The organism is Saccharothrix syringae (assembly GCF_009498035.1).
GTDB classification, from domain to species: Bacteria; Actinomycetota; Actinomycetes; order Mycobacteriales; family Pseudonocardiaceae; genus Actinosynnema; species Actinosynnema syringae.
Genome location: NZ_CP034550.1, coordinates 2,164,647 through 2,185,210, shown reverse-complemented (window position 1 = coordinate 2,185,210; position 20,564 = coordinate 2,164,647). Strand labels below are relative to the sequence as shown.

14 protein-coding genes are annotated in these 20,564 nt (G+C 75.3%); 5 read left to right on the top strand and 9 right to left on the bottom strand.

Going from position 1 to position 20,564, the window contains the following annotated elements; translation table 11 throughout:
* Positions 1-189 precede the first annotated feature (189 nt).
* Positions 190-1,197, bottom strand: a complete 1,008-nt coding sequence (locus tag EKG83_RS10330; RefSeq protein WP_033435165.1) for an alpha/beta hydrolase — start codon at positions 1,195-1,197, stop codon at positions 190-192.
* 18 nt (positions 1,198-1,215) lie between these two features.
* On the bottom strand, positions 1,216-2,538 hold the full coding sequence (locus EKG83_RS10325) for a cytochrome P450 (protein ID WP_033435166.1): 1,323 nt from the start codon (positions 2,536-2,538) through the stop codon (positions 1,216-1,218).
* 176 nt (positions 2,539-2,714) lie between these two features.
* Between EKG83_RS10325 and EKG83_RS10320 the strand changes: the two genes are divergently transcribed.
* Together EKG83_RS10320 and EKG83_RS10315 are read left to right on the top strand one after the other, a co-directional pair.
* Positions 2,715-3,515, top strand: coding sequence for an SAM-dependent methyltransferase (locus tag EKG83_RS10320; RefSeq protein ID WP_265590347.1), 801 nt, complete (start codon positions 2,715-2,717; stop codon positions 3,513-3,515).
* A 165-nt stretch (positions 3,516-3,680) separates the two neighbouring features.
* Positions 3,681-5,777 carry a putative bifunctional diguanylate cyclase/phosphodiesterase gene (locus EKG83_RS10315; RefSeq protein ID WP_228122554.1) on the top strand — a complete coding sequence of 699 codons (2,097 nt, stop codon included), beginning with the start codon at positions 3,681-3,683 and terminating at the stop codon, positions 5,775-5,777.
* Positions 5,778-5,786: 9 nt separating this feature from the next.
* On the opposite strand, the gene EKG83_RS10310 is transcribed toward EKG83_RS10315, so the two are convergent.
* Entirely contained in the window at positions 5,787-6,167 is a 381-nt protein-coding gene (locus tag EKG83_RS10310; protein ID WP_033435215.1) for a MarR family winged helix-turn-helix transcriptional regulator, read from the bottom strand.
* Positions 6,168-6,268: 101 nt separating this feature from the next.
* On the opposite strand from EKG83_RS10310, the gene EKG83_RS10305 reads away from it, so the two are divergent.
* Positions 6,269-7,690: an MFS transporter gene (locus EKG83_RS10305; RefSeq protein WP_033435168.1), complete on the top strand. Its 1,422-nt coding sequence runs from the start codon at positions 6,269-6,271 to the stop codon at positions 7,688-7,690.
* Between the two features lie 21 nt (positions 7,691-7,711).
* Here the strand turns inward: EKG83_RS10305 and EKG83_RS10300 are convergent, their stop codons facing one another.
* From EKG83_RS10300 to EKG83_RS10275, 6 genes are all read right to left on the bottom strand, one after another.
* Positions 7,712-10,096, bottom strand: coding sequence for a hypothetical protein (locus tag EKG83_RS10300; protein WP_051766896.1), 2,385 nt, complete (start codon positions 10,094-10,096; stop codon positions 7,712-7,714).
* 11 nt (positions 10,097-10,107) lie between these two features.
* Positions 10,108-10,749 (bottom strand): hypothetical protein, encoded by a 642-nt coding sequence (locus EKG83_RS10295; RefSeq protein ID WP_033435169.1) that lies wholly within the window; start codon positions 10,747-10,749, stop codon positions 10,108-10,110.
* A 243-nt stretch (positions 10,750-10,992) separates the two neighbouring features.
* Positions 10,993-14,610 carry a BTAD domain-containing putative transcriptional regulator gene (locus EKG83_RS10290; RefSeq protein WP_153277990.1) on the bottom strand — a complete coding sequence of 1,206 codons (3,618 nt, stop codon included), beginning with the start codon at positions 14,608-14,610 and terminating at the stop codon, positions 10,993-10,995.
* A 96-nt stretch (positions 14,611-14,706) separates the two neighbouring features.
* A complete protein-coding gene (locus tag EKG83_RS10285; protein WP_033435170.1) occupies positions 14,707-15,879 on the bottom strand; it encodes an SGNH/GDSL hydrolase family protein in 1,173 nt (390 codons plus the stop codon).
* Between the two features lie 98 nt (positions 15,880-15,977).
* On the bottom strand, positions 15,978-16,628 hold the full coding sequence (locus tag EKG83_RS10280) for a response regulator transcription factor (protein WP_051766919.1): 651 nt from the start codon (positions 16,626-16,628) through the stop codon (positions 15,978-15,980).
* A 5-nt stretch (positions 16,629-16,633) separates the two neighbouring features.
* Positions 16,634-17,881 (bottom strand): sensor histidine kinase, encoded by a 1,248-nt coding sequence (locus tag EKG83_RS10275; RefSeq protein WP_033435171.1) that lies wholly within the window; start codon positions 17,879-17,881, stop codon positions 16,634-16,636.
* Between the two features lie 126 nt (positions 17,882-18,007).
* Here EKG83_RS10275 and EKG83_RS10270 point away from each other — a divergent pair, with 126 nt between their 5' ends.
* Positions 18,008-18,742, top strand: coding sequence for an ABC transporter ATP-binding protein (locus EKG83_RS10270; protein WP_084717106.1), 735 nt, complete (start codon positions 18,008-18,010; stop codon positions 18,740-18,742).
* A 1-nt stretch (position 18,743) separates the two neighbouring features.
* Positions 18,744-20,564 (top strand): FtsX-like permease family protein, encoded by a 1,821-nt coding sequence (locus EKG83_RS10265; protein ID WP_033435172.1) that lies wholly within the window; start codon positions 18,744-18,746, stop codon positions 20,562-20,564.

Here is a 20,564-nt window from a genome sequence, read left to right as displayed (position 1 = left end):
TTCCACGCGCAGCGCGGCGGGGCGGGAGGTGTCGCCCGCGAGGATCGCGGTGAAGGTGTCGCCGACGGCGACGGGTCCCCGGTGGCAGCGGCCGGTGACGCGGATGCGGTCGCCGCGGGGCCCGACGACGGCCACGACGCCGAGCAGCGACACCGGTCCTCCTCCACTCACGCCCGCCGGCCGCCGCGGTCACCCGATCCCGCGAGTCCACTCCACGACCGCCCGGTGGTAGTCCGGCGCGTTCGCCGAGAAGTTCAGCGAGTGCCCGTACCCCGGCACGACGTGCGTGCGCAACCGGGCCTCGGGCGCGTAGAACGGCCCCTCCGACACTCGCAACGCCTCGTCCGACGAGCAGTCCGCGCCCAGCGGCGGCCCGCAGAAGTTGCCGTCACCGCCGCCCATCACGAGCATGACCGGCACCTTGATCGCCCGCGACACCGGGACCAGGCTGCCGACCAGCACGGTGTCCACCGTCTCCGTCGGCGTGACCACGTCCTTGGTGGCCTCGTCGAAGGCGAGCGCCCCCGGCTCGGTCGCGCCGGGCGCGTGGAACGACGAGTACCGCGACCCGGCGATCGTGGTCAGGTAGCCGAGGTCGAGGCCGTAGGACTTGAGCCGGTCGTCGAGCAGCGCCGGGACCAGCGTGGTGAACACGGGCACGGCGCCCGGCAGGTTGATCCGGTGGGTGAGCCCGGTGATCACCACGCCGTCCACGTCGCGGTACGTCGCCGCCTCGACCGTGGCCACCGCCGACCCGATGGAGTGCCCGACGAGCACCACCCGGTCGAACCGCGGCCGCAGCGAGCGGATCACCTCGTGCACCGCCTTCGCCTGCACGGGCACGGTGACCAGCGCGCTCGGCGGCTTGGAGCTGCGCCCGCTGCCGAGCCGGTCGATCGCGACGGTGGCGATGCCCGCGTTGTTCATCGCCAGCCGGTACGACCGGGTCTCCGGGGCGTAGCCGATGTCCCAGTACGCGCTGTTGTACGTGCCGCCGGGCACCAGCACCTGGAGCGTCGTGGCGCCCTCCGGCACGCACAGCCTGCCGTACACCGACTGCACCGTCAGGGTAACCACCACCGGCACCCGGACGTCCTGGCACGCGGTCTGCACCGCGCCGGCCGTGCCGGGCGCGAGGCAGGCCCCGGCGGCGAGCAGCACGACGGCGCCGAACCGGTGGAAACGCGACCAACCCACGGGGAACTACCTCCAGGCTCAATTGCGGGGGACCGCCGTCATCAGCAGGCCGCTGGGGTAGGCGGCGGACGTGAACTTGACGCGCACGGGCTTGCCGGGCACGGGGACCAGCCGCCACCTCGCCGCGACGGTGGCCAGCGTGATGACGATCTCGGTCTGGGCGAACACGTTCCCGACGCACTGGCGCACGCCCGCGCCGAACGGGATGAACGCGCCCTTGGGTATCCGCGCGGCGCGCTCGGGCGTCCAGCGGTCGGGGTCGAAGCGGTGGGGGTCCTCGAACGACGCCGGGTCGTGGTGCAGGGCGTGCGGGCTGAAGATCACCTCGGCGCCCTCGGGCAGCACCACCCCGCCCAGCTCGACCGGCGCGAGGGTGCGCCGCATCAGGAACCAGACCGGGTACAGGCGCAGCACCTCGTTGACGACCCGGTTGAGGTAGACCAGCTTCCCGACGTCGGCGGAGGTCGGCACGCGCCCGCCCAGCACCTCGTCCACCTCGGCGTGCACGCGGCGCTCGACCTCCGGGTGCCGGGCCAGCTCGTGGAACGTCCAGGCCAGCGCCAGCGCGGTGGTCTCGATGCCGCCCACCAGCAGGGTCAGCACCTCGTCATGGACCTGCCGGTCGGACATGCCCTCGCCGGTCTCCGGGTCCCGGGCCAGCAGCAGCGTCGAGAGCAGGTCGCCGCGGTCGACGCCCTCCTCCCGCCACCCGCGCACCACGTCGAGCACGATCGCGCGGATGCGCCCGATGGCCTCGTCGAACTCGCGGTTGCCCGGCAGGGGCAGCTTCTCGACGAACGACGGCGACAGCACGCGGACCATGCCGTGCCTGAGCACGGTGAAGATGGACCGGCGCACCTCGTCGATCACGGGTCGGCCCAGCTCGGTGGAGAACAGCGCCTCGCCGACGACGGTGACCGCGAGCGCCTGGGCGTCCTCCTCGACCACGCGCACCTGCCCGGGGCGCCACGTCGCGGTCAGGTCGGCCGCCGCGCGGGCCATGATGTCGGCGTAGCCGGCGATCCGGGCACCGTGGAAGGCGGGCCGCACCATCCGCCGCTGGCGGCGGTGGAACGCGCCGTCGGAGGTGGCCAGGCCGTTGCCGAAGAAGGGGCGGAACTTGTCGAACAACGCCCCTTTCCGCACTAACGAGCCCTTGGTGACCAGCAGTTCGTGGACAAGTCGAGGATTCGTCACGAAATAGGTGCGCATCGTGCCGAGATCGATCCGGACGATGTCGCCCCGCGCCCGCAGCGATGCGGTGAACTCGTGTCGCCGACGCAACATCGGCAGGGCGTGACCGAACAGGGGGAGGCGACCCGGAGCCACCGGGACGGACATATCCGCTCCTCGCCGAGTTTTCGGGGACGAGTTACGATAGAAGCCGTTCGGACGAAGCCGACAGCGCCCGATCGGGTGACTCACGACCACTTCCGGTGGTGCAACGCGGGCGCCCGCGGTGGTTAGGATGACGCCCTCCTACCGAAGGGGTGTTCGCGGTGGTGCAACGGGAATGGATTCCGGACAGCGTCGACGTTTCCGTTCCGAGCATGGCCCGCACCTACGATTTCCTGCTCGGCGGCGCGCACAACTTCGCAGTGGACCGCGAACTCGCCGTGCACGTCGAGCGCGTCATGCCCGACGCGCGTTCCGCGGCGCGCGTGAACCGGGCGTTCCTCGGCCGGGCCGTCCGGTTCATGGTCGACCAGGGCGTCCGGCAGTTCCTCGACATCGGTTCCGGCATCCCGACCGTGGCCAACGTGCACGAGGTCGCGCAGGCGCAGGACCCGGCGTGCCGGGTGGTGTACGTGGACAAGGACCCGATCGCGGTGGCGCACAGCGAGCTGATGCTCGCCGACGACGACCGCACCACCGTCGTGCACGCCGACATGCGCGACCCCGACTCGGTCCTGGACCACCCGGAGACCCGGCGGCTGCTCGACTTCGACCGGCCGATCGGCCTGCTGATGCTGATGATGCTGCACTGGCTGCCGGACGAGGCCGGTCCCCGCGAGCTGGTGGCGCGCTACCGCGACGCGCTGGCCCCCGGCAGCCACCTGGCGATCACCCACGTCACCGCGGACAACCAGGACCAGCGCCGGCTGACCGAGGTGACCGGCCTGATCAGGCAAAGCCGCAGCGCCGACCAGCTCACCGAGCGCTCGCACGACGAGGTGCTGGAGCTGTTCGGCGACTTCGAGCTGGCCGAGCCGGGGCTGGTGGGGTGCGCGGGGTGGCGGCCCACCGGGCCGGGGGACATCTCCGACACCCCGCAGATGAACATGGTGATCTACGGCGGTGTCGCCCGAAAACGCTGACGGCGCGCACACCGTTCGCGCGGATCATCCCCCGCGTTCGCGGAGATCACCTTTTTCGTTCCCGCGGATCACCGAACCGGACCGGGTTTCACCCTTGTGCGCGGACGCACACCGCCTTTCGGCGGGTAAGCTGCCGCGCAACCGATGCGGAGCAGGACTGAACCGATGTCGCAGCCGGATCCCGTACCCGATTCCCGACCGGATTCCCGGCACGCCGGGCGCGCCCGGGAACTCCTGGCGCGCAAATGGGCGTACCTGCTCAGCGGCGTCGCGGTGATCCCGCTGTCCGCGGAGGAACTGGACGCGGAACTGCGCGGTTGTCTCGACGCCCTGTGCTCGGCCGTGACCGGTGATCCCCTCGACGCCGCCGCGGTCGAGCTGGTCGGCGAACGCGTCGTCGCACTGGGTTACGTCGGCGAGGACGGTTTGCGCCGCACCGCCGAAGTCCTCGGCAAGGGGCTCCCCGCACTGCCCGAGTTCCAGCCCGTCGACGCGCACGCGGAACGCATCGCCCTCGTGATCGGCGCGCTGGCCACCGGTTTCCTGACCGCCAACCGGCGGGCCGTGTTCGAGCAGCAGGAGCGGATGCAGCTGTCGCTGCTCAAGGCCGTGCGCGACGCCCGGTGGAACCTCAGGCAGACCCAGGCGCGGTTCGACGAGGTGGTCACGTCCTCGGCGAGCGGCGTCATGGTCGTGGACCTGGACGGGCGGCTGGTGCGGACCAACCGCGCGCTCGGCGACATCCTCGGCCTCGAAGCCGCCGAGCTGGTCGACGCGTCCCTGTTCGACCTCGTCCACCCCGACACGGTCGGGATGCTGCGCCAGGCGATGCGGGCCGCGGTCGAGGGCAGGCTGGACCGCGTCCGGCAGTCGCAGCGGCTGCTGCGCCGCAACGGCGACGTCGCGCGGATCTCGCTGACCGCGTCCCTGCTGCGCGACGCCGAGGGCGCGCCGAGCCACTTCGTCGCGGTCGTCGAGGACGGCACCGAGCTGATGCTGCTGCAGGGCGAGCTGAACCGGCAGGCGCTGCACGACGTGCTCACCGGCCTGCCGAACCGCCAGTTCTTCGGCACCCACCTGGAGAGCGCGGTGCGGCGGGCCGACCCGGCGCACGGCGTGACGCTGCTGCACCTGGACCTCGACGCGTTCGGCATGGTGTGCGACGGCCTCGGCCGGCGCGCGGGCGAGCAGCTGCTGGTGCACGTGGCGCGGCGGCTGAAGTCCGTGGTGGCACTGGAGAAGGCGATGGTCGCCCGCTTCGACGGCGACGAGTTCGGCATCCTGGTGGAGAACACGGCGGGCACACCGGACATCGCCACGATCGCCGCCGCCGTCAACCGGGAGCTGGCCGAACCCGTGTACGTCGACGGGCACGGCCTGGCGCTGTCCGCGTCGATCGGGGTGGCGCGGGGCACGTCGCGCGACCAGGACCCGACCGAGCTGCTGCGGGCGGCCGACCAGGCGCTGCGTCGGGCCAGGACCGGCAGGCGCGGCCAGTGGGAGCTGTTCGACCCGGGCCGCGACCTGGCGGACCGCACCGCGCACGCCCTGGCCGTCGGCATGCCGGGCGCGTGGGAGCAGGGCGAGATCACCGTCCGCTACCGCCCGGTGGTGCGCCTGGCCGACGGCGCCGTCGCGGGCGTGGAGGCGGTGCTGCACTGGGACCGCGAGGGCGGGGAGGTGCCGCACGGGCGCATCGTGGAGCTGGCCGAGAAGACGGGGCTGATCCTGCCGCTGGGCGAGTGGCTGCTCGACACCGCCGGTCACCGGGTCCAGTGGTGGCGCAACGGTTTCACGGGACCGCTGACCGTCGCGCTGACCGCGCACCAGGCGTCCGACGCGGACCTGGTGTCGCGGGTGGTCCGGGTCCTGGAGCGCACCGGCCTGCCGGCGGACCGCCTCGTGGTGGGCATCCCGGTGGCCGCGGCGGCGGTGCCCGAGGCGGCGGACAACCTCGGCGTGCTGGCCGAGATGGGCGTGCGGACCTCGCTGGACGACTTCGGCCTCGGCCCGGACGACCTGGCCGCCGCGCGGGCCCTGGAGGTGGACGCGGTCCGCGTGGCCGGGCGCCTGGCGGACCTCCGGGCGGCGACCGCGGGCGCCCTGGTGCCCGCCCTGCGCGACAGCGGCGTGGTCGTCACCGTCGACGGCATCACCGCGGTCGGGCAGGCGGCCCGGTGGCGGGACGCGGGCGCGCACCTGGCCACCGGCCCGCACTTCGGCCCCGACCGACCGGCCGCCGAGTTCCGCTCCGACCTGTAGCGGCCGCGGTCAGCCGCGCGCCCCCAGGCAGTCGGCGAGGATCGCGAGGTGGGTCCGGCGGGCCTCGGCGTGCCGGGCGCGCCCCTGCTCGGTGATCCGGACGAACACGCCGCGCCGGTCCTCGGCGCACATCGCGCGCTCGACCAGGCCGTCGCGCTCCAGCCGGGCGACGGTGCGCGACAGGGCGCTCTGGCTCAGGTGGATGACCCCGCCGAGGTCGAGCATCCGGCAGCTCTCGCCGTCGTGGGCGGCCAGCCGGTCCAGGGTCTCGAACTCGTTGAGGCTCACCCCGTGCCCGTCCTCCAGGGCGCGGTCGAGGCGCCCGGCGAGGTCGTGGTAGCAGCTCGACAGCTCCCGCCACCGGTCGACGAGGCGAGACTCCGCGGACATGCCGGGCACCGTACCATGCGTCGACAAAATATGTCAAAGCATTAAGTGCTTCTGGGATTAATGCTTGTGCATAAAATGCCGCCGCATGTAGCTTCGCCGGCGTGTCCACGACCGATCACCTCGCAGTCCCCGCACCGACGTCCGCGCAGTGCTGGTCGCCGCGCCTGTGGGGCGTGCTGGCGGTGCTGTGCCTGGTCCTGTTCCTCGACGGCCTCGACGTCTCGATGGTCGGCGTCGCCCTGCCCTCCATCGGCGCCGAGCTCGGCATGACGACCACGTCCCTGCAGTGGCTGGTCAACGGCTACGTCCTCGGCTACGGCGGCCTGCTGCTCCTCGGCGGCCGCACCGCGGACCTGCTCGGCCGCCGGCGCGTGTTCCTGGTGGCCCTGGCCGTCTTCGCGGCCGCGTCACTGGTCGGCGCCCTCGTCGACGACGGCACCCTGCTGATCGTCACGCGCTTCGTCAAGGGCGTGGCCGCGGCCTTCACCGCGCCGACGGCCATGTCCATCCTCACCACGACCTTCGCCGAGGGCCCGGCCCGCAACCGGGCGCTGTCGATCTTCACCGTGTTCGGCGCGAGCGGCTACTCCTCCGGCCTGATCCTGGGCGGCCTGCTCACCACGGCGGGCTGGCGCTGGACGTTCCTCACCCCGGTCCCGCTGGCGCTGCTGGCGCTGGCCGTGGGCCACCGCCTGATCCCGAGGGACCGCCCGGAGGCGGAGGGCGGCCACGACCTCATCGGCGCGGCGACCCTGACCGGCGGCATGCTGCTGGCCGTCTACACCGTGGTGGCGGCACCCGAGCAGGGCTGGCTGAGCCTCACCACCATCGCCTCGGCCCTGCTGGCGGCCGCGCTGCTGACGACGTTCTTCATCACCGAGAGCAGGATCAGGCACCCCCTCATCCGCCTGGGCATCCTGCGCGTCGGCAGCGTCGTCCGGGCCAACCTCAGCCTCGTGGCGCTGTTCGGCTCGTACCTGAGCTTCCAGTTCATGATGACGATCTACCTGCAGGACGTCCTGCGCTGGTCCCCGCTCCAGATGGCCCTGGCCCTGCTGCCCGCGGGCGTCCTGGTGGCCGTCGGCTCCCCGTTCGTGGGCAGGCTCATCGACCGCTACGGCACCGCGCCGCTCATCCTGACCTCGATGGTCTCCCTGAGCCTCGGCTACGCGTGGTTCCTGCTCACCGCCGGCACCGCGCCCGACTACGCGGTCTCGGTGCTGCCCACCATGATCCTGCTGGGCGGCGGCTTCGCCTTCGGCTTCAGCTCGATCATGGCGCAGGCGACCGACGGCATCGCCGACCACGAGCAGGGGCTGGCGTCCGGGCTGGTCCAGACCTCGGGCCAGGTGGGCGCCGCCCTCGTGCTGGCCGGGGTGACCGCGCTGGTGGCCGGCACCCCGCACGCCGCCGACTTCGGCCAGTTCCACCCCGGCGTCAACCTGGTCACCGCGGTCGCGGTGGTCGGCCTGGCGCTCAACGTGGTCCCGCTGGCCCGCCGCTACCGACTGGCCCGTTCCTGACGGGGTGCCACCGCCGGAGACCTACTCCGGCGGTGGCACCGTCGTTCCGCCGGACGGCGACGGGGCGGACGTCGTGGGGTCGGGCGCGGTCGTCCCGGTGGTCGGCGCCGTGCTCGTCGCGGAGGGCGCGGGGGCGGTCGAACCGGCGGTGGTCGAACCGGGGACGGTCGGCGCGGGTGACGGGGGTTGCGGGGGTTGCGGCGGGCTCGTCGCGGTCGTGCCGGGCGCACCGGTCGGCGTCGGGGTCCCGATCGCCGCGCCCTCCTCGCCCAGCACGTCGAGGATGTCGGACTTGACGCCCTCCAGCGCCGCCTGGACCTGCTGGGCGGACATGCCGCGGAGGTTGCGGGCGAGGTCGGCGAGGCGGGCCCAGACCTCGGCCAGTTCGGCGGTCGCCCGCGCGCTCAACCCGTCCGGGAGGCTCACCACGAGCTGCGAGGCCAACGCGTAGGTCAGGCAGTCGACGCAGGAGTGGTTGACCGCGACGGCCGCGTTCTCCGGCACCACCACGTTCGCCCGACCGACGACGAGCACCACCTGGAACGCCACCGCCACGGTCGTGCACCCCCGGCAACTGGCCAGCGCGTACGCCTCGTTCCGGTTGTCCACGACGCCGTCGGTGACCCAGACCAGCGCGAACGACACCTCGTAGCGCACCCCGCCGTCGGTGGTGTTCACGGCGAGCGCCTGGTTGTCGCCCGGCCCGGGCGCTTCGGGGCGGTCGAACGGGAAGACCCACGTCGGCGCGTCGGTGCCGGCCGGCTGCTCCACGGGCACGAGCACCATGGCCAGGGCGGGCCGGTCCCGGGTCGGCAACGCCGTCCCGGCGGGCCACACCGTCCGGACCGCGGCGTCGGGCGTGGCCTGCGCGACGCCGTCCGGGACCACCGGGGGCGTGCTCCGGGCGTTGCGCACGACGTCGGCCACGGTGCCGCGCTCACCGGGCCGGATCGGGCGGTACCGGTCGGGTTCGGGCCACCACGCCCAGGCCAGCCCGAGCACGACGGCGACCGCGACCACGCCGGCGACCAACCGGTGCGCGGGCTTGCCGCCGGTCGCGCCCCGGACGCGCGCGACCGCGCGCCCGACCAGCCGCACCAGCAGGTAGCCGAGGCCCACCAGCGGCAGGGTGATGGCCGCGATCGAGAGCAGCCGCAGCAGCAGGGACGCGAGGTCGCCCTCGCCGAGGTCGGCGCCCGCCGACCTCCAGCGCTCCGCCACCTGGTGCCAGGCCGTGCCCACGATCCGGGGCAGCGCGATCACGACCAGCGCCGTGGACAGCACCAGGAGCGGGACGACGAGGAGCACCCAGGTGGTCACCACCACGCGCGCCCACGGCTTGAGCACCTTCGACTCGGGCGAGCCCCAGCGGTGCGGCAGCAGCCCCGCGAGCGTGGGCTTGACGTGGCGGAACAGGTCGGGCACCCCGGTGAGGTCGGCGAGCACGTGGTAGCCGTCGAACCGGACGACCGGCGTGAGCTGGCGGACCATCTGCACGAGCTGGGTCGCGACCACCAGCAGCAGCGCGTCCCACCCGGAGGCCAACCAGGCGCCGTAGGTCGCCACCGCGACGATCGCGTTGAAGTACAGGCCGCCCAGGTCGGTGCGCAGCCTGCCGGCGCGGCCGAGCCGGTAGCTGTCGGTGACGTCGGTGTAGAACACCGGCCACAGCAGGTACAGGCCGAAACCCATGGCGCCGGGCGTCGCGCCGCCGTAGCGCGCGGCGGCGGCGTGCCCGAACTCGTGGAAGCCGGCGGAGACGATTGTCACCGCGAAGACGAGGAGCAGCAGTTCCGGCCGCTCGAAGGCGTGGCGCGTCGCACCCGCCAAACCCACCTCGAACAGGACCCGGAACGACACGACCGCGAACGCGAGCACGAACGCGACGACCGCGAACGGGTGGAACAGCCGGGCGAACGGGGCGGTGACGCGGCGGGTCACCTCGGGGCGGGACACCACGCAGCGCAGTCGCAGCCCGAGCAGCGGCCCGGCCTTGGCGGCGCGGGGCTGCGCACCGTCGGCCCCGCGCAGCAGGCCGAGCGGTGCGAGCTTGTCCTCGACGAGCAGGCGCACGTCGGACGCCGTCACGTGACGCCCGACCGACGCACCGACCACCGCGGCGATCCGCTCGTAATCGCGCTGCCCGTCGACGGCGGCCAGGACCCGGTACAGCAGCGGCGTCAGCTGGACGACCTGCCCGTCGCCGCGGCGGACGAGCGCCGGGGGGCGCCGGTGGCCGGAGCCCGGCACCTCGCCGATCAGCTCCACGCCGTCGGCGAGGTGCGGCACGTCGGCACCGCCCGGGTCCGCGGTGGTCGGGTCCGGCGTGGTCGGGTCCGCACCGCCGGGGCGGGGCACCGCGGTGCCCCGCCCCGGTGACGTGCCGGGACCGGAGGTGACGCTCATCAACGGCCCCTTCACTGCGCGATGTCGGACCTCTGGTCGGCGTTGGCCTCGGCGATGGCGTCGATGTCCTGGTTGATGATGGCGTCCTGCTGGGCGACCGCGGTCGCCTCCGAGCCGATCGAGCCGATGTTCGCGGCCACGGCGGCGTCGATGGGTGCCGCGATGTTCGCGTTGAGCGCCACCGCGCCGTTGATCGGGGCCGCCAGGTCCAGGTCGGCCGCGACGTCCACGTCGATGTTGAGCAGGCCGCCGTCGAGCGCCGCGGCCGTGTCGTCCGGCAGCGCCTCGACCTGGCCCGCGTTGCCGGCCGGGGGGACCTGCGGCGCGGGTTCGGTCTGGTCGATCGTGCTGTCCTGGGTGGAGTTCGCGATCGCCTCGCCGGTGATGCCCTGGTCGATCAGGACGCCCTGGTCGGACAGCGCCTGCGCGGTGGAGCCGTCGGACAGCACGTTCGCGCCGACCGCGGCGTCGATCGGCGCGGCCACGTTGGCGTTCGCCGCCAGCGCGAGGTCGATCGGGGCGGCCAGGTCGAGCCCGAGGTCCAGGTCGACGTTGAGGTCGAGCAGGGAGTAGACCTCCTTGTCCGGCAACGCCGTGCCGCCCTCGGCGGCGAGTTCGGCCATCGACAGGGGCGGCCGGTTCGCTTCGGTCATCCGTCTCTCCATCCGTCGTATCGCAGCCGGCGAGCCAGAACGCCGACTTGGTACAGCGGCCTCGGAATCCTTACCCGGAGGGGTGAACGCCAAAACGGATCAGCCGCCCGGGGCCACCGCCGACCACGCCGCGAGCCGCGGACCTGCTCGGCGTGATCGGGGTCCGGGCGGTCGCCGGCCTCCCGGTCGACGCGGCGGTGGCGCGCACCGCCCGGGTCGACCGCGGGGAGGTCCGCGCAACGGCTACGAGCGGTTGGGCGACCAGCGGGCCCTGCTGCGCTCCAGGGCGCGGCCGGCCCCGGCGCCGAGCCCGCGCCCCCGGACCCGCTCGGCCGCGCACCGGGCGTCCCACCGCGCGCCCAGCCGCAGGTGCAGCGCGACCGCCTCGCGCAGCACGTCCGCCGACTCCTCGGCCCGACCGGCCCGGCCGAGCAGCACCGCGTGGTCCTCGACGGACTGCGCCAGCTCGAACAGCCGCCCCACCGCGCGGTAGCGGCGCACGACCTCGGCCATGCCGTCCGGGTCGCCGTCGAGCAGGGCCCGGCAGCGCAGGGCCGCGGTCGCCGCCCGTGCCGGGCGGGTCTCCACGGCGGCCTCCTCCTCGCACGCCTCGGTGGCGGCGCGCGCGGTGGCGTCGTCGCCGTGGTCCAGCGCCAGCCGCACCAGGTCGGGCAGCCACTGGTGGCGCAGCATCATCTGCGCGTACCTGGCGTCCAGGATGGTGCGCAGCACGGCCATCGCCTCGGCGACGTCACCGCGCCGCGCGCAGGCCACCGCGCGGGCGGCCATGAGGAAGTCGCAGTTCTCCCGGTCGGCGGCGGTGACCAGCGGCAGGGTCGTGCCCGCCTCCAGGTGCCGGTCCAGGGCGGCCTGGTCGTCGCGGTGCGCGGCGATGAGGGCGCCCACGCCGTGCAGCAGCAGGACGGGGCCGCCCTCGCGCAGGCCGAAGCCGGTGAACGCGGGGTCGTCGTCGAGCACGGCGGACAGTCGCGCGGTGGCGTCGTCCCAGCGCCCCAGCCAGAAGTCGTGCACGGCGCCGGCCACCTGCACGCCCGCCGCCGGGGCGCCCTGGCCCGCGATCTCGGCGGCCAGGCGCAGGTCGGCGGTCGCGTCGTCGAGCCGGTCGAGGCACTGGAGGGTGAACGCCCGGTTGTCCAGCAGCACCAGCCGCAGGTCGGTCAGGCCGACGTCGACGCCCACAACGTCCAGGGCGCGGTCCAGGTGGCCGACCGCGCCGGCGTAGTCCCGCCGCACCGCGTCGACCTGCCACAGCACCTCCAGCGCCTGGCCGACGGCGAACCGGTCGCCCGCGGCCTCGCCCAGGGCGATCGCCTCGCGGGCGCTGGCCGCGGAGCGCTCGACCTCGCCGACGCCCGCCCGCTGCACCAGCGCCACCAGCGACACCAGCCGCGCCCGCCACGCCTCCGGCAGGGCCGGGTCGGCCAGCGCGTCGTCCAGGATGACCAGCGCCTCCTCGGCGCGCGAGGCCCGGTAGGGCACGTAGGCGAGGATCCACCGGGTCTGCGCGGCCAGGTCCGGGTCGGCCAGCAGCGGCAGGGCGCGCCGCGCGCAGGACTCGGCCTCGGCGTCGCGGCCGATGCGGAACAGCACGCTCGCCAGCTGGGCCGTCAGCACCGCGCCCCGCGCCGGGTCCCCGAGGTCCACGCCCGGCTCGACCGCGCGGCGCAGCAGCTCCACCGCGACCAGCGGCGCGCGGTAGGTCAGCAGCGGCACCGCGCCCGCCAGCCAGCGGCCCACCCAGGCGCCGGACCCGCCGTCCGCGGCCAGCAGTTGGCCGGCGACGTGCTCGACCGGCGCGCCGGACCGCGCCAGGGTCCGGGCCGCCTGCTGGTGCAGCGCCACCCGCAGCGCCAGCGGCGTGCCCTCGTAGAGCGCCTGCCGGATCACCGGGTGGCGGAAGGCCAGCCGCAGCCCGGCGTCGCGCAGCACGCCCGCCGCGATGGCCTCGTCCAGCGGCTCGACCACGTCGGTGACCGGCTTGCCCAGCACGGCGGCCACGTCGCCCACGGTGAACTCGCCGCCGAGCAGGGCCGCCCAGCGCAGCACGTCGCGGGTGGCGTCGGTCAGGTACCCCAACCGGCTGGTGACCGCGGAGACCAGGGACCGCGGCGCCCGGTCGAGGGAGTCCGCGGCCACGTCGGCCACGCCCTCGTCCAGGCGCACCACGCCGTCGCGCAGCAGCGCGTCGGCGATCTCCCGCACGTACAGCGGGTTGCCCGCCGCCCGCTCGGCGACCCGGCGCAGCCCGGCACCCGGCGGCGCGCCGACCACGTCGCCGATGACGGCGGCGACGGCGTGGTCGTCCAGCGGGGCCAGGTCGAACAGCGCGCCGCCGGAAGCGTCGACGTCCCGGCGCAGCCTGCGCAGGTCGGACCGGTTCGGCAGCGGCCGGGTCGCGCCGACCAGCAGCAGCGGCAGGTGCTCGGTCAGCCGCAGCAGGCGGTGCCACAGCACGACGCTCGCGTCGTCGGACCACTGGAGGTCGTCGAGCGCGAGCACCACCGGTCCGTCCGCGCACCGGGCGGCGACCAGGGCCACCATGTCCTCGATCACGCTGAAGACGGGGTCGATCGACACCAGGACCGACTGGCCCGCCCGGTCGTCCCGCAGCGCGCGCCAGATCGCCGCGCCGCGCTCGTCGGTGGACCGGCCGGTGATGTCCAGGCAGTCCAGCGCCAGGCCGAGCGGGAAGCGCCTGCCCAGCTCCTCGGCGACGCCGTGGGCGACCCGCGCGCCCGCCCGCGCCGCGCGGTCCAGGACCGTGGCGACCAGGGCGGACTTGCCGATGCCCGGCTCGCCCTCGACCCACAGCCGCCCGCCGCGCCCCCACCCGAGGTCGCGGACCAGCTCCTCGACGACCGCCAGCTCCGCCGCGCGACCCGCGAGCACCGGCGCGGCCGGCACCGCGGCCGCCCGCGACACGACTCGGGGCGCCGCGGTCCCCGGTAAGCCCGCTCGCGACAACCCGACCACCGACAACCCCGCTCTCGGCGCCCCCGCTCCCGTCACGGCCGTCCTCGGCACCCCGCTCCTCGGCGCGGCCGGGCCGGGTGCCGAGATGAGCGGGGCGGGGTCGTCGGCGAGGATGCGGTCGTGCAGCCGGCGCAGCTCGGGCCCCGGCTCGATGCCCAGCGCGTCCACCAGGGCGGCCCGGAACTCCCGGTAGGTGTCCACGGCCTCGGCACCGCGCCCGCACGCGTGCAGGGCCCGCATCAGCAGCTCGCGCGGGCGCCCGCGCAGCGGGTGCTCGGCGACCAGCGCGGCCAGCCCGTCCACCAGCTCGGCGTGGCGCCCCGCCGCGAGCCCGGCCTCGGCCCGCAGCTCGACGACGGCGGTCCGCAGCTCCTCCAGCCTGGCCCGCTGCGCCGTCACGAACGGACCGGGCAACCCGGGCATCACCTCGCCGCGCCACAGCGCCAGCGCGGCGTCGGCCGAGGCGAACGCGCCGTGCACGTCGGCCTCGGCGAACCGCCCCCGCGCCTGCTCCACCAGCCGCGCGAACTCCACCGAGTCCACCGCGCCGGGCGCCACCCGCAGCCGGTAGCCGGCACCGGTGGAGGTCAGCAGCCGCCACGGCTCACCCCGTCCCCGCCCGGGTTCCAGCGCCTTGCGCAGGGCCGACACGTAGGTGTGCAGGTTCCCGACGGCGGTGGCCGGCGCGCCCGCGTCCCACACGGCCGCGACCAGGTCGTCGCGCGGCACCACCGAGCCGGGGTGCGACGCCAGCACGGCCAGCACGGCGCGCGGCCGGGGCGCCCCCGGGTCCACCGCGCGCGACCCGACCCACAGGCGCACCGGCCCCAACAGCTCGACCCGCACGCCGTTCTCCTGATCGGACATCCAGCAGCACCCCCGCGCGTCGACCCGGGAACCACGGTAGTACCGGTACCGCCCGCCCGGGAGGCGGCACCGGCGGGCGGACCGGTCCCGGCCGGTTCAGCCGAACAGCGACAGGTCCACCGAGTCGGCCAGCGCCCGGTACCCCGCGTCGTTGCCGTGCAGGTGGTCGCCGGCGTGGAAGTCCTCCCTGATCCGGCTCGGGTGGTCCGGGTCGCGCCAGACGGCGTCGAAGTCCAGCACGGCGTCGAACGCACCGCCGGTGCGGATCCACTCGTTGACCGCCCGACGCGCGCTCTCGCCCTCCAGGCTGTAGATCTCCGAACCCCCGTAAGGCGCGATCGTGGTGGCGTAGACCTTCACGCCGCGTTCGCGCGCACGGCCGACCAACTGCCGGTAGCCGGCGATGACGTCGTCGACCGTCACCGGCGCACCGGGGAACATCGCCAGGAAGTCGGCCAGGGAGGCGTCGCGCGGCGCGAAGGAGATGCCGATGTCGTTGCCGCCCACGGAGAGCACCACGTAGCCGAGACCGGGCGTCGCCAGCACGTCGCGGTCGAAGCGGGCCAGGACGGCGGGGCCGATGCCGTTGTTGAGCATCCGGTTGCCGCTGATCCCCTGGTTGGAGACGTGAACGGCCACACCGCGCTCCGCCAGCAGCTCCGGCCAACTGCGGTTGGCGCCCGGGGTCGACCCGGCACCGTCGACGCGGGAGTCGCCGACCACGACGACGGTCCTGGCCGGCACGTCGGGCACCAGCTCGACGGCGGAGAGCAGGGCCCGCACCGGCAGGGGCACGGCGTCGCCCGGCAGGGCGGGGGCGGCGACGGCGTCACCCGGGATCGCCCAGCCGGTCTCCAGGGCGGGGTCGTGACAGGTGCAGGTCTCCACCCGCCCCGGCACGTGGAGGCTGATCGACAGCTTGGCGAGGGCGGGCAGGCACAGGTCGACCGGGTCGCTGAGGACCGGCGCGCCCGCCGGGACCGTGACGCCCGGCGCGCCGGAGAAGGTCAGCACGCGCTCGCTGCCCGCCCGCACCCCGCCGCCGGGCTCCGCCAGCCCCACCCGCGCCGCGCCGATGGTGAGGGGCGTGGTCCCGAACTCGTTGGTGAAGCGCACCCGCACCCGTCCCCCGCCACCGCTGATCCGCACCACCTGGCGCAGGGTCACGTCGGCGAGGGGTGGGTGGCCGTCGAACGAGCCGAGCCCGTCGTGGGCCGCCTGGGGCGACGCGCCCCAGCTCCGCACCCAGCCGTCGTCCGTCCCGGTCATTGCTGCCTCCGTCGTTCGTGGTGCTGTGACACGTGAAGGCTGGGACGGGCCGCTCACACGGGACGAACACGGCGCTGACACGGCCGGGAAACCCGAGGTCAGGGCGCCTCGCGCAGGTAGGCCAGCACCGCCAGCACCCGGCGGTGGGTCTGCGGCGCGACCGGCAGGTCGAGCTTGGCGAACACGTTGCCGATGTGCTTGGCCACCGCCGCCTCGCTCACCGCGAGGTCGTGCGCGATCGCGGTGTTGCTGTGGCCCTGCGCCATCAGGCCGAGCACCTCGACCTCGCGGGCGGTGAGCCTGCCCAGCGCCGGGCGCTCCCGGTTGCGCGCCAGCAGTTGCCGCACCACCTGCGGGTCGACGACCGTGCCGCCGCCCGCGACCTGCCGCACCGCCGACGCCAGCGCCTCCAGGTCGCCCACCCGGTCCTTGAGCAGGTAGCCGACGCCCGCCGAGTCGGACCGGAGCAGTTCGGCGGCGTAGGTCTGCTCGACGTACTGGCTGAGCACCAGCACCGGCAGGTCGGGGCGTTCCCGGCGCAGCTCCAGCGCGGCCCGCAGGCCCTCGTCGCCGTGGCCCGGCGGCATCCGGACGTCGGTCACCACCAGGTCCACCCCGGTCCCGCGCACGCCCGCGACCAGCTCGACGGCCGTGCCGACGGACACCACCACCCGGTGCCCGAAGAACTCCAGGATGCGCACCAGTCCTTCGCGCAGCAGCACCGAGTCCTCGGCGACCGCGATCCGCAGCCCGCTCACGACGACCGCTCGACCGGGATGGCGACCCGCAGCACGGTGGGCCCGCCGGGCGGGCTGGCCAGCGCCACCGTGCCGCCGACCGCGGCCGCCCGGTCGGCCAGCCCGGTCAGCCCGGCCCCGCGCGCCGGGTCCGCACCACCGCGCCCGTCATCGCGCACCTCCACCCGCAGCACCCCGTCCTCGCACCGCGCGCCGACCCGCACCCGCCGCGCTCCGCTGTGCTTGACCACGTTGGCCAGCGCCTCGCTGACCACGTAGTAGGCCGCGCTCTCCACGGCGTCGGGCAGCCTGCGCCCCACCGCCGCGTCCACCCGCACCGGCACCGCGCACCGGTCGGCCAGCCCGCCCAGGGCCGCGTCCAGCCCGCGGTCGGCCAGGATCTTCGGGTGGATGCCGTTGACCAGGTCCCGCAGCTCGGCCAGCGCGTTGGTCACCTCGGTGTGCGCGCGGGCCACCGGTTCGGCCGCCGGGTGGTCGGGGTCGAGCTGCGCCCGCGCCAGCCCCAGCAGCATGGTCACCGAGGTCAGCCGCTGCTGCGCCCCGTCGTGCAGGTCCCGCTCGATGCGCCGCCGCTCCGCCTCGTACCGGTCCACCACCCGCGCCCGCGACCTCCGCACCTCCACCAGCTCCCCGGCGGGCGCGGCCTTCCCGGGCACCAGCAGCGCGCGGGCCAGCCGGGACCGGCCCCACGCCACCAGCGTCACCAGGTACGCGGCGGCCACCAGCGCGACCAGCCCGAGCGGGATCGTGGTCCACAGCAGCCCGGCCCGCGCCATCGCGGTGCCCGCCGGCACCGCCTCCGGCGGCAGCGACGGCACGAGGACGGGGGCGAGCAGCATGATCCCGGGCACCACGACGGCCGCCAGCACCACCACCAGGTCGACCACCCACAGCAGGGTCGCCGTGAGCACCGCGTAGGCGAACTCCTGCCACGTGGCCGGCTCCCGCAACCGGATCCTCGCCCGGCGGGACCACCCGACGTCCGGCAGCACGGGGTGCGGGCCGGGCGCGGGGCGCGGGTCGACCCACCGGCACCGGGCCCGTTCCAGCACCGCGACCGGGATGCCCAACTGCCCCAACACCGCCAGCGGTGCCACGCCCAGCAGCACCGGCAGCAGCAGCACGCCCGGCACGGCCAGCACGACGATCACCACGAAGCAGGCCAACCCCACCGGCACACCGGAGGCCAGGTAGGCGAGCGACCGCCACGGTCGGGACGTCCCGAGCAGCCGCGAGGTGTCCACTCCCCCAGCCTAGGCAAGCGGGCCGCCCCCGGGCGCGGTTGACCCGACCGGGGGTAGCGCGGGCTCTACCCCCGCGGTGGACCGGGCACTGGTGACATGCCGCGCCGGGACCGGTTGCCTGGGGCCATGACATCCGCCGAGGCGATCCGGGTGACCCGCCTGAGCAAGGTGCACGGCCGCCCGCCCCACCACGTGGTCGCGCTGGACGAGGTCGACCTGGTGCTCCACCGGGGCACGTTCACCGCGATCACGGGCCCGTCCGGGTCGGGCAAGACCACGCTGCTCCAGTGCATGGCCGGGCTGGACCGGCCGACCGGCGGCGAAATCCGGCTGGGTGGCACGCGGATCGACGGCTTGTCCGAGCGCGAGTTGACCCGGCTGCGCCGGGGCCGCGTCGGGTTCGTCTTCCAGGGCGCCAACCTGCTGACGTCGCTCACCGCCGAGCAGAACGCGTCGCTGCCACCGCGGCTGGCCGGGCGGCGCGTGGACCCCGGCACGGTCCGCCGACTGCTGGCCGACGTCGGCCTGGGCGACCGGTTGCGGCACCGGCCCGGGGAGCTGTCCGGCGGGCAGCGGCAGCGGGTGGCGATCGCCCGCGCCCTGGCCACCTCGCCCGAGGTGCTGTTCGCCGACGAGCCGACCGGCGCGCTGGACAGCGCCACCGGTCGGCAGGTGCTGGGGCTGCTGCGGTCGCTGGTCAACGAGCGCGGGCAGACCGTGGTGGTGGTGACGCACGACCCGGTGGCCGCCTCGTTCGCCGACCGGGTGACGTTCCTGGCCGACGGCCGGGTCTCCGGGCACCTCGACGCGCCGACCCCGCGCGCGGTGGCGGAGCTGATGACGGCGTCGGAGGTGGGGTGACGTGCTGCTCGTGGCCCTCGCGTCGCTGCGCGAGCGCCGGGTGTCGTTCGCGGGCGCGTTCCTGACCCTGGTGTTCGGCGTGACCCTGGTGTCGGCGGCGGGGCTGGTGGTCTCGGCCGCCGGGGACGACCCGGCGTGGTCCGAGGCGGGCAGCCTGCTGGCGCTGTTCGCGGGGCTCGGCGCGTTCCTCACCGTGTTCGTGGTGGCGAGCACGGTCGGGTTCACGGTGTCGTTGCGCCGCAAGGAGTTCGCGCTGCTGCGCATGGCCGGTGCGGACCCGGGGCAGGTGTTCCGGGTGGTGCAGGCGGAGGCGCTGGTGCTGGGCGCGGCGGCCGCGCTGGTCGGCGCGGTGCTCGGGCTGCCCGCGAGGTCGGTGCTGGTGGCGGTGCTGAAGGCGCGGGGCGTGGTGCCCGGCGGCGTGGAGCTGCCGGTGACCGGGGTGGCCGGGCCGCTGCTGCTGGCGTTCGGGCTCGGCCTGGTGGTGGCGGTGCTGGGCGCGTGGCCGGCGGCGCGCCGGGCCGGTGCGATCAGCCCGGTCGAGGCGTTCCGCGAAGCGGGTGCGGACACCCGGCCGGTACCGCTCGGGCGCTGGGTGCTGGGCCTGCTGGCGCTGGGCGCGGGTCTCGGGCTGCTCGCACTGCTGCCGCGGGTCCCCGTCGAAGGGCGCCTGCCGCTGGCGCTGTTCGTGGCGCAGCCGCTGGTGGTGGGGCTCGCGCTGATCGGCCCCGCCGTGGTGCCCGGGGCGACCGCGCTGGCGGTGGCGCCGCTGGAGCGGTTCGCCGGGGTGACGGCCCTGGTCGCCCGCCAGAACCTGCGCACCGCCGTGCGCCGCACCGCCTCGTGCGCCGCGCCCGTGCTGGCCACCATCGGGATCACCGGCTCGCTGCTCGCGGGCACCGACCTGCTGGGCGCGGCGAGCCGGGCGGACGCGGCGCTGCTCCACACGTCCGACTACCGGGTCACCGGCCCGCGCCTCGACCCGGCGGCCGTGCCCGGCTCGGTGCCGGCCGTCGACTCCTCGGTGACCGCGTTCGTCAACCGGGGCTCGCGGTCGGTGGCCGCGCTGGGCGTCACCCGGGAGCACCTCGCCGACGTGCTGGGGCTCGGCGCGGTGACCGGCGACCTGGACGCCCTGACCGGCGACACCGCCGCGCTGCCCGCCCGGCAGGCGGCGGCGTTCGGCGTGCCGCTGGGTGGCGTGCTGGACCTGGCCCTGGCGGACGGGACCCGGCTGGGGGTTCGCGTGGTCGCCCTCTACGAGGGGCCGCCGCTGACCGGGCCGGTGCTGCTGCCCGCCGACCTGGTCGGCGCGGGGAGCGGGCCACCGCCCGCGCTGCTCGTGCGGGGCGGACGGCCGGACGTGCCGGGTGCCACTGTTGTGTCCACACAGGACTGGTTGGCCTCCTCGGCCGGGCGTCGCGAGGACGGGATGCGGCTCGGCGCCGAACTGCTGTCCTGGTTCGCGCTGCTCTACACGCTCTTCGCGGTCGCCAACACGGTCGTCATGTCGTTCGCGCGGCGCTCGGCCGAGTTCGCCCGGCTGCGCGTGCTGGGCGCGAGCCCGGGTCAGGTGCTGCGAGTGGCGCTGTGGGAGGCCGTCGGCATCGCCGCCACCGGGCTGGTCCTCGGCGCGGCGGCCACCGCGCTGGCGGTCGGCGGCCTGTGGCAGGCGCTGCGCGCGACCGGGCTCGACGTCCCGCTCGACCTGCCATGGGGCGCGCTGGTCGCCGTCGCCGCCGGCTGCGCGGCCGTACTGCTGGGAACCTCGCTCACCGCGACGGTGGTGGTGCTGCGGACGCCCCGGCGGCCGCCTGCCGGGTGA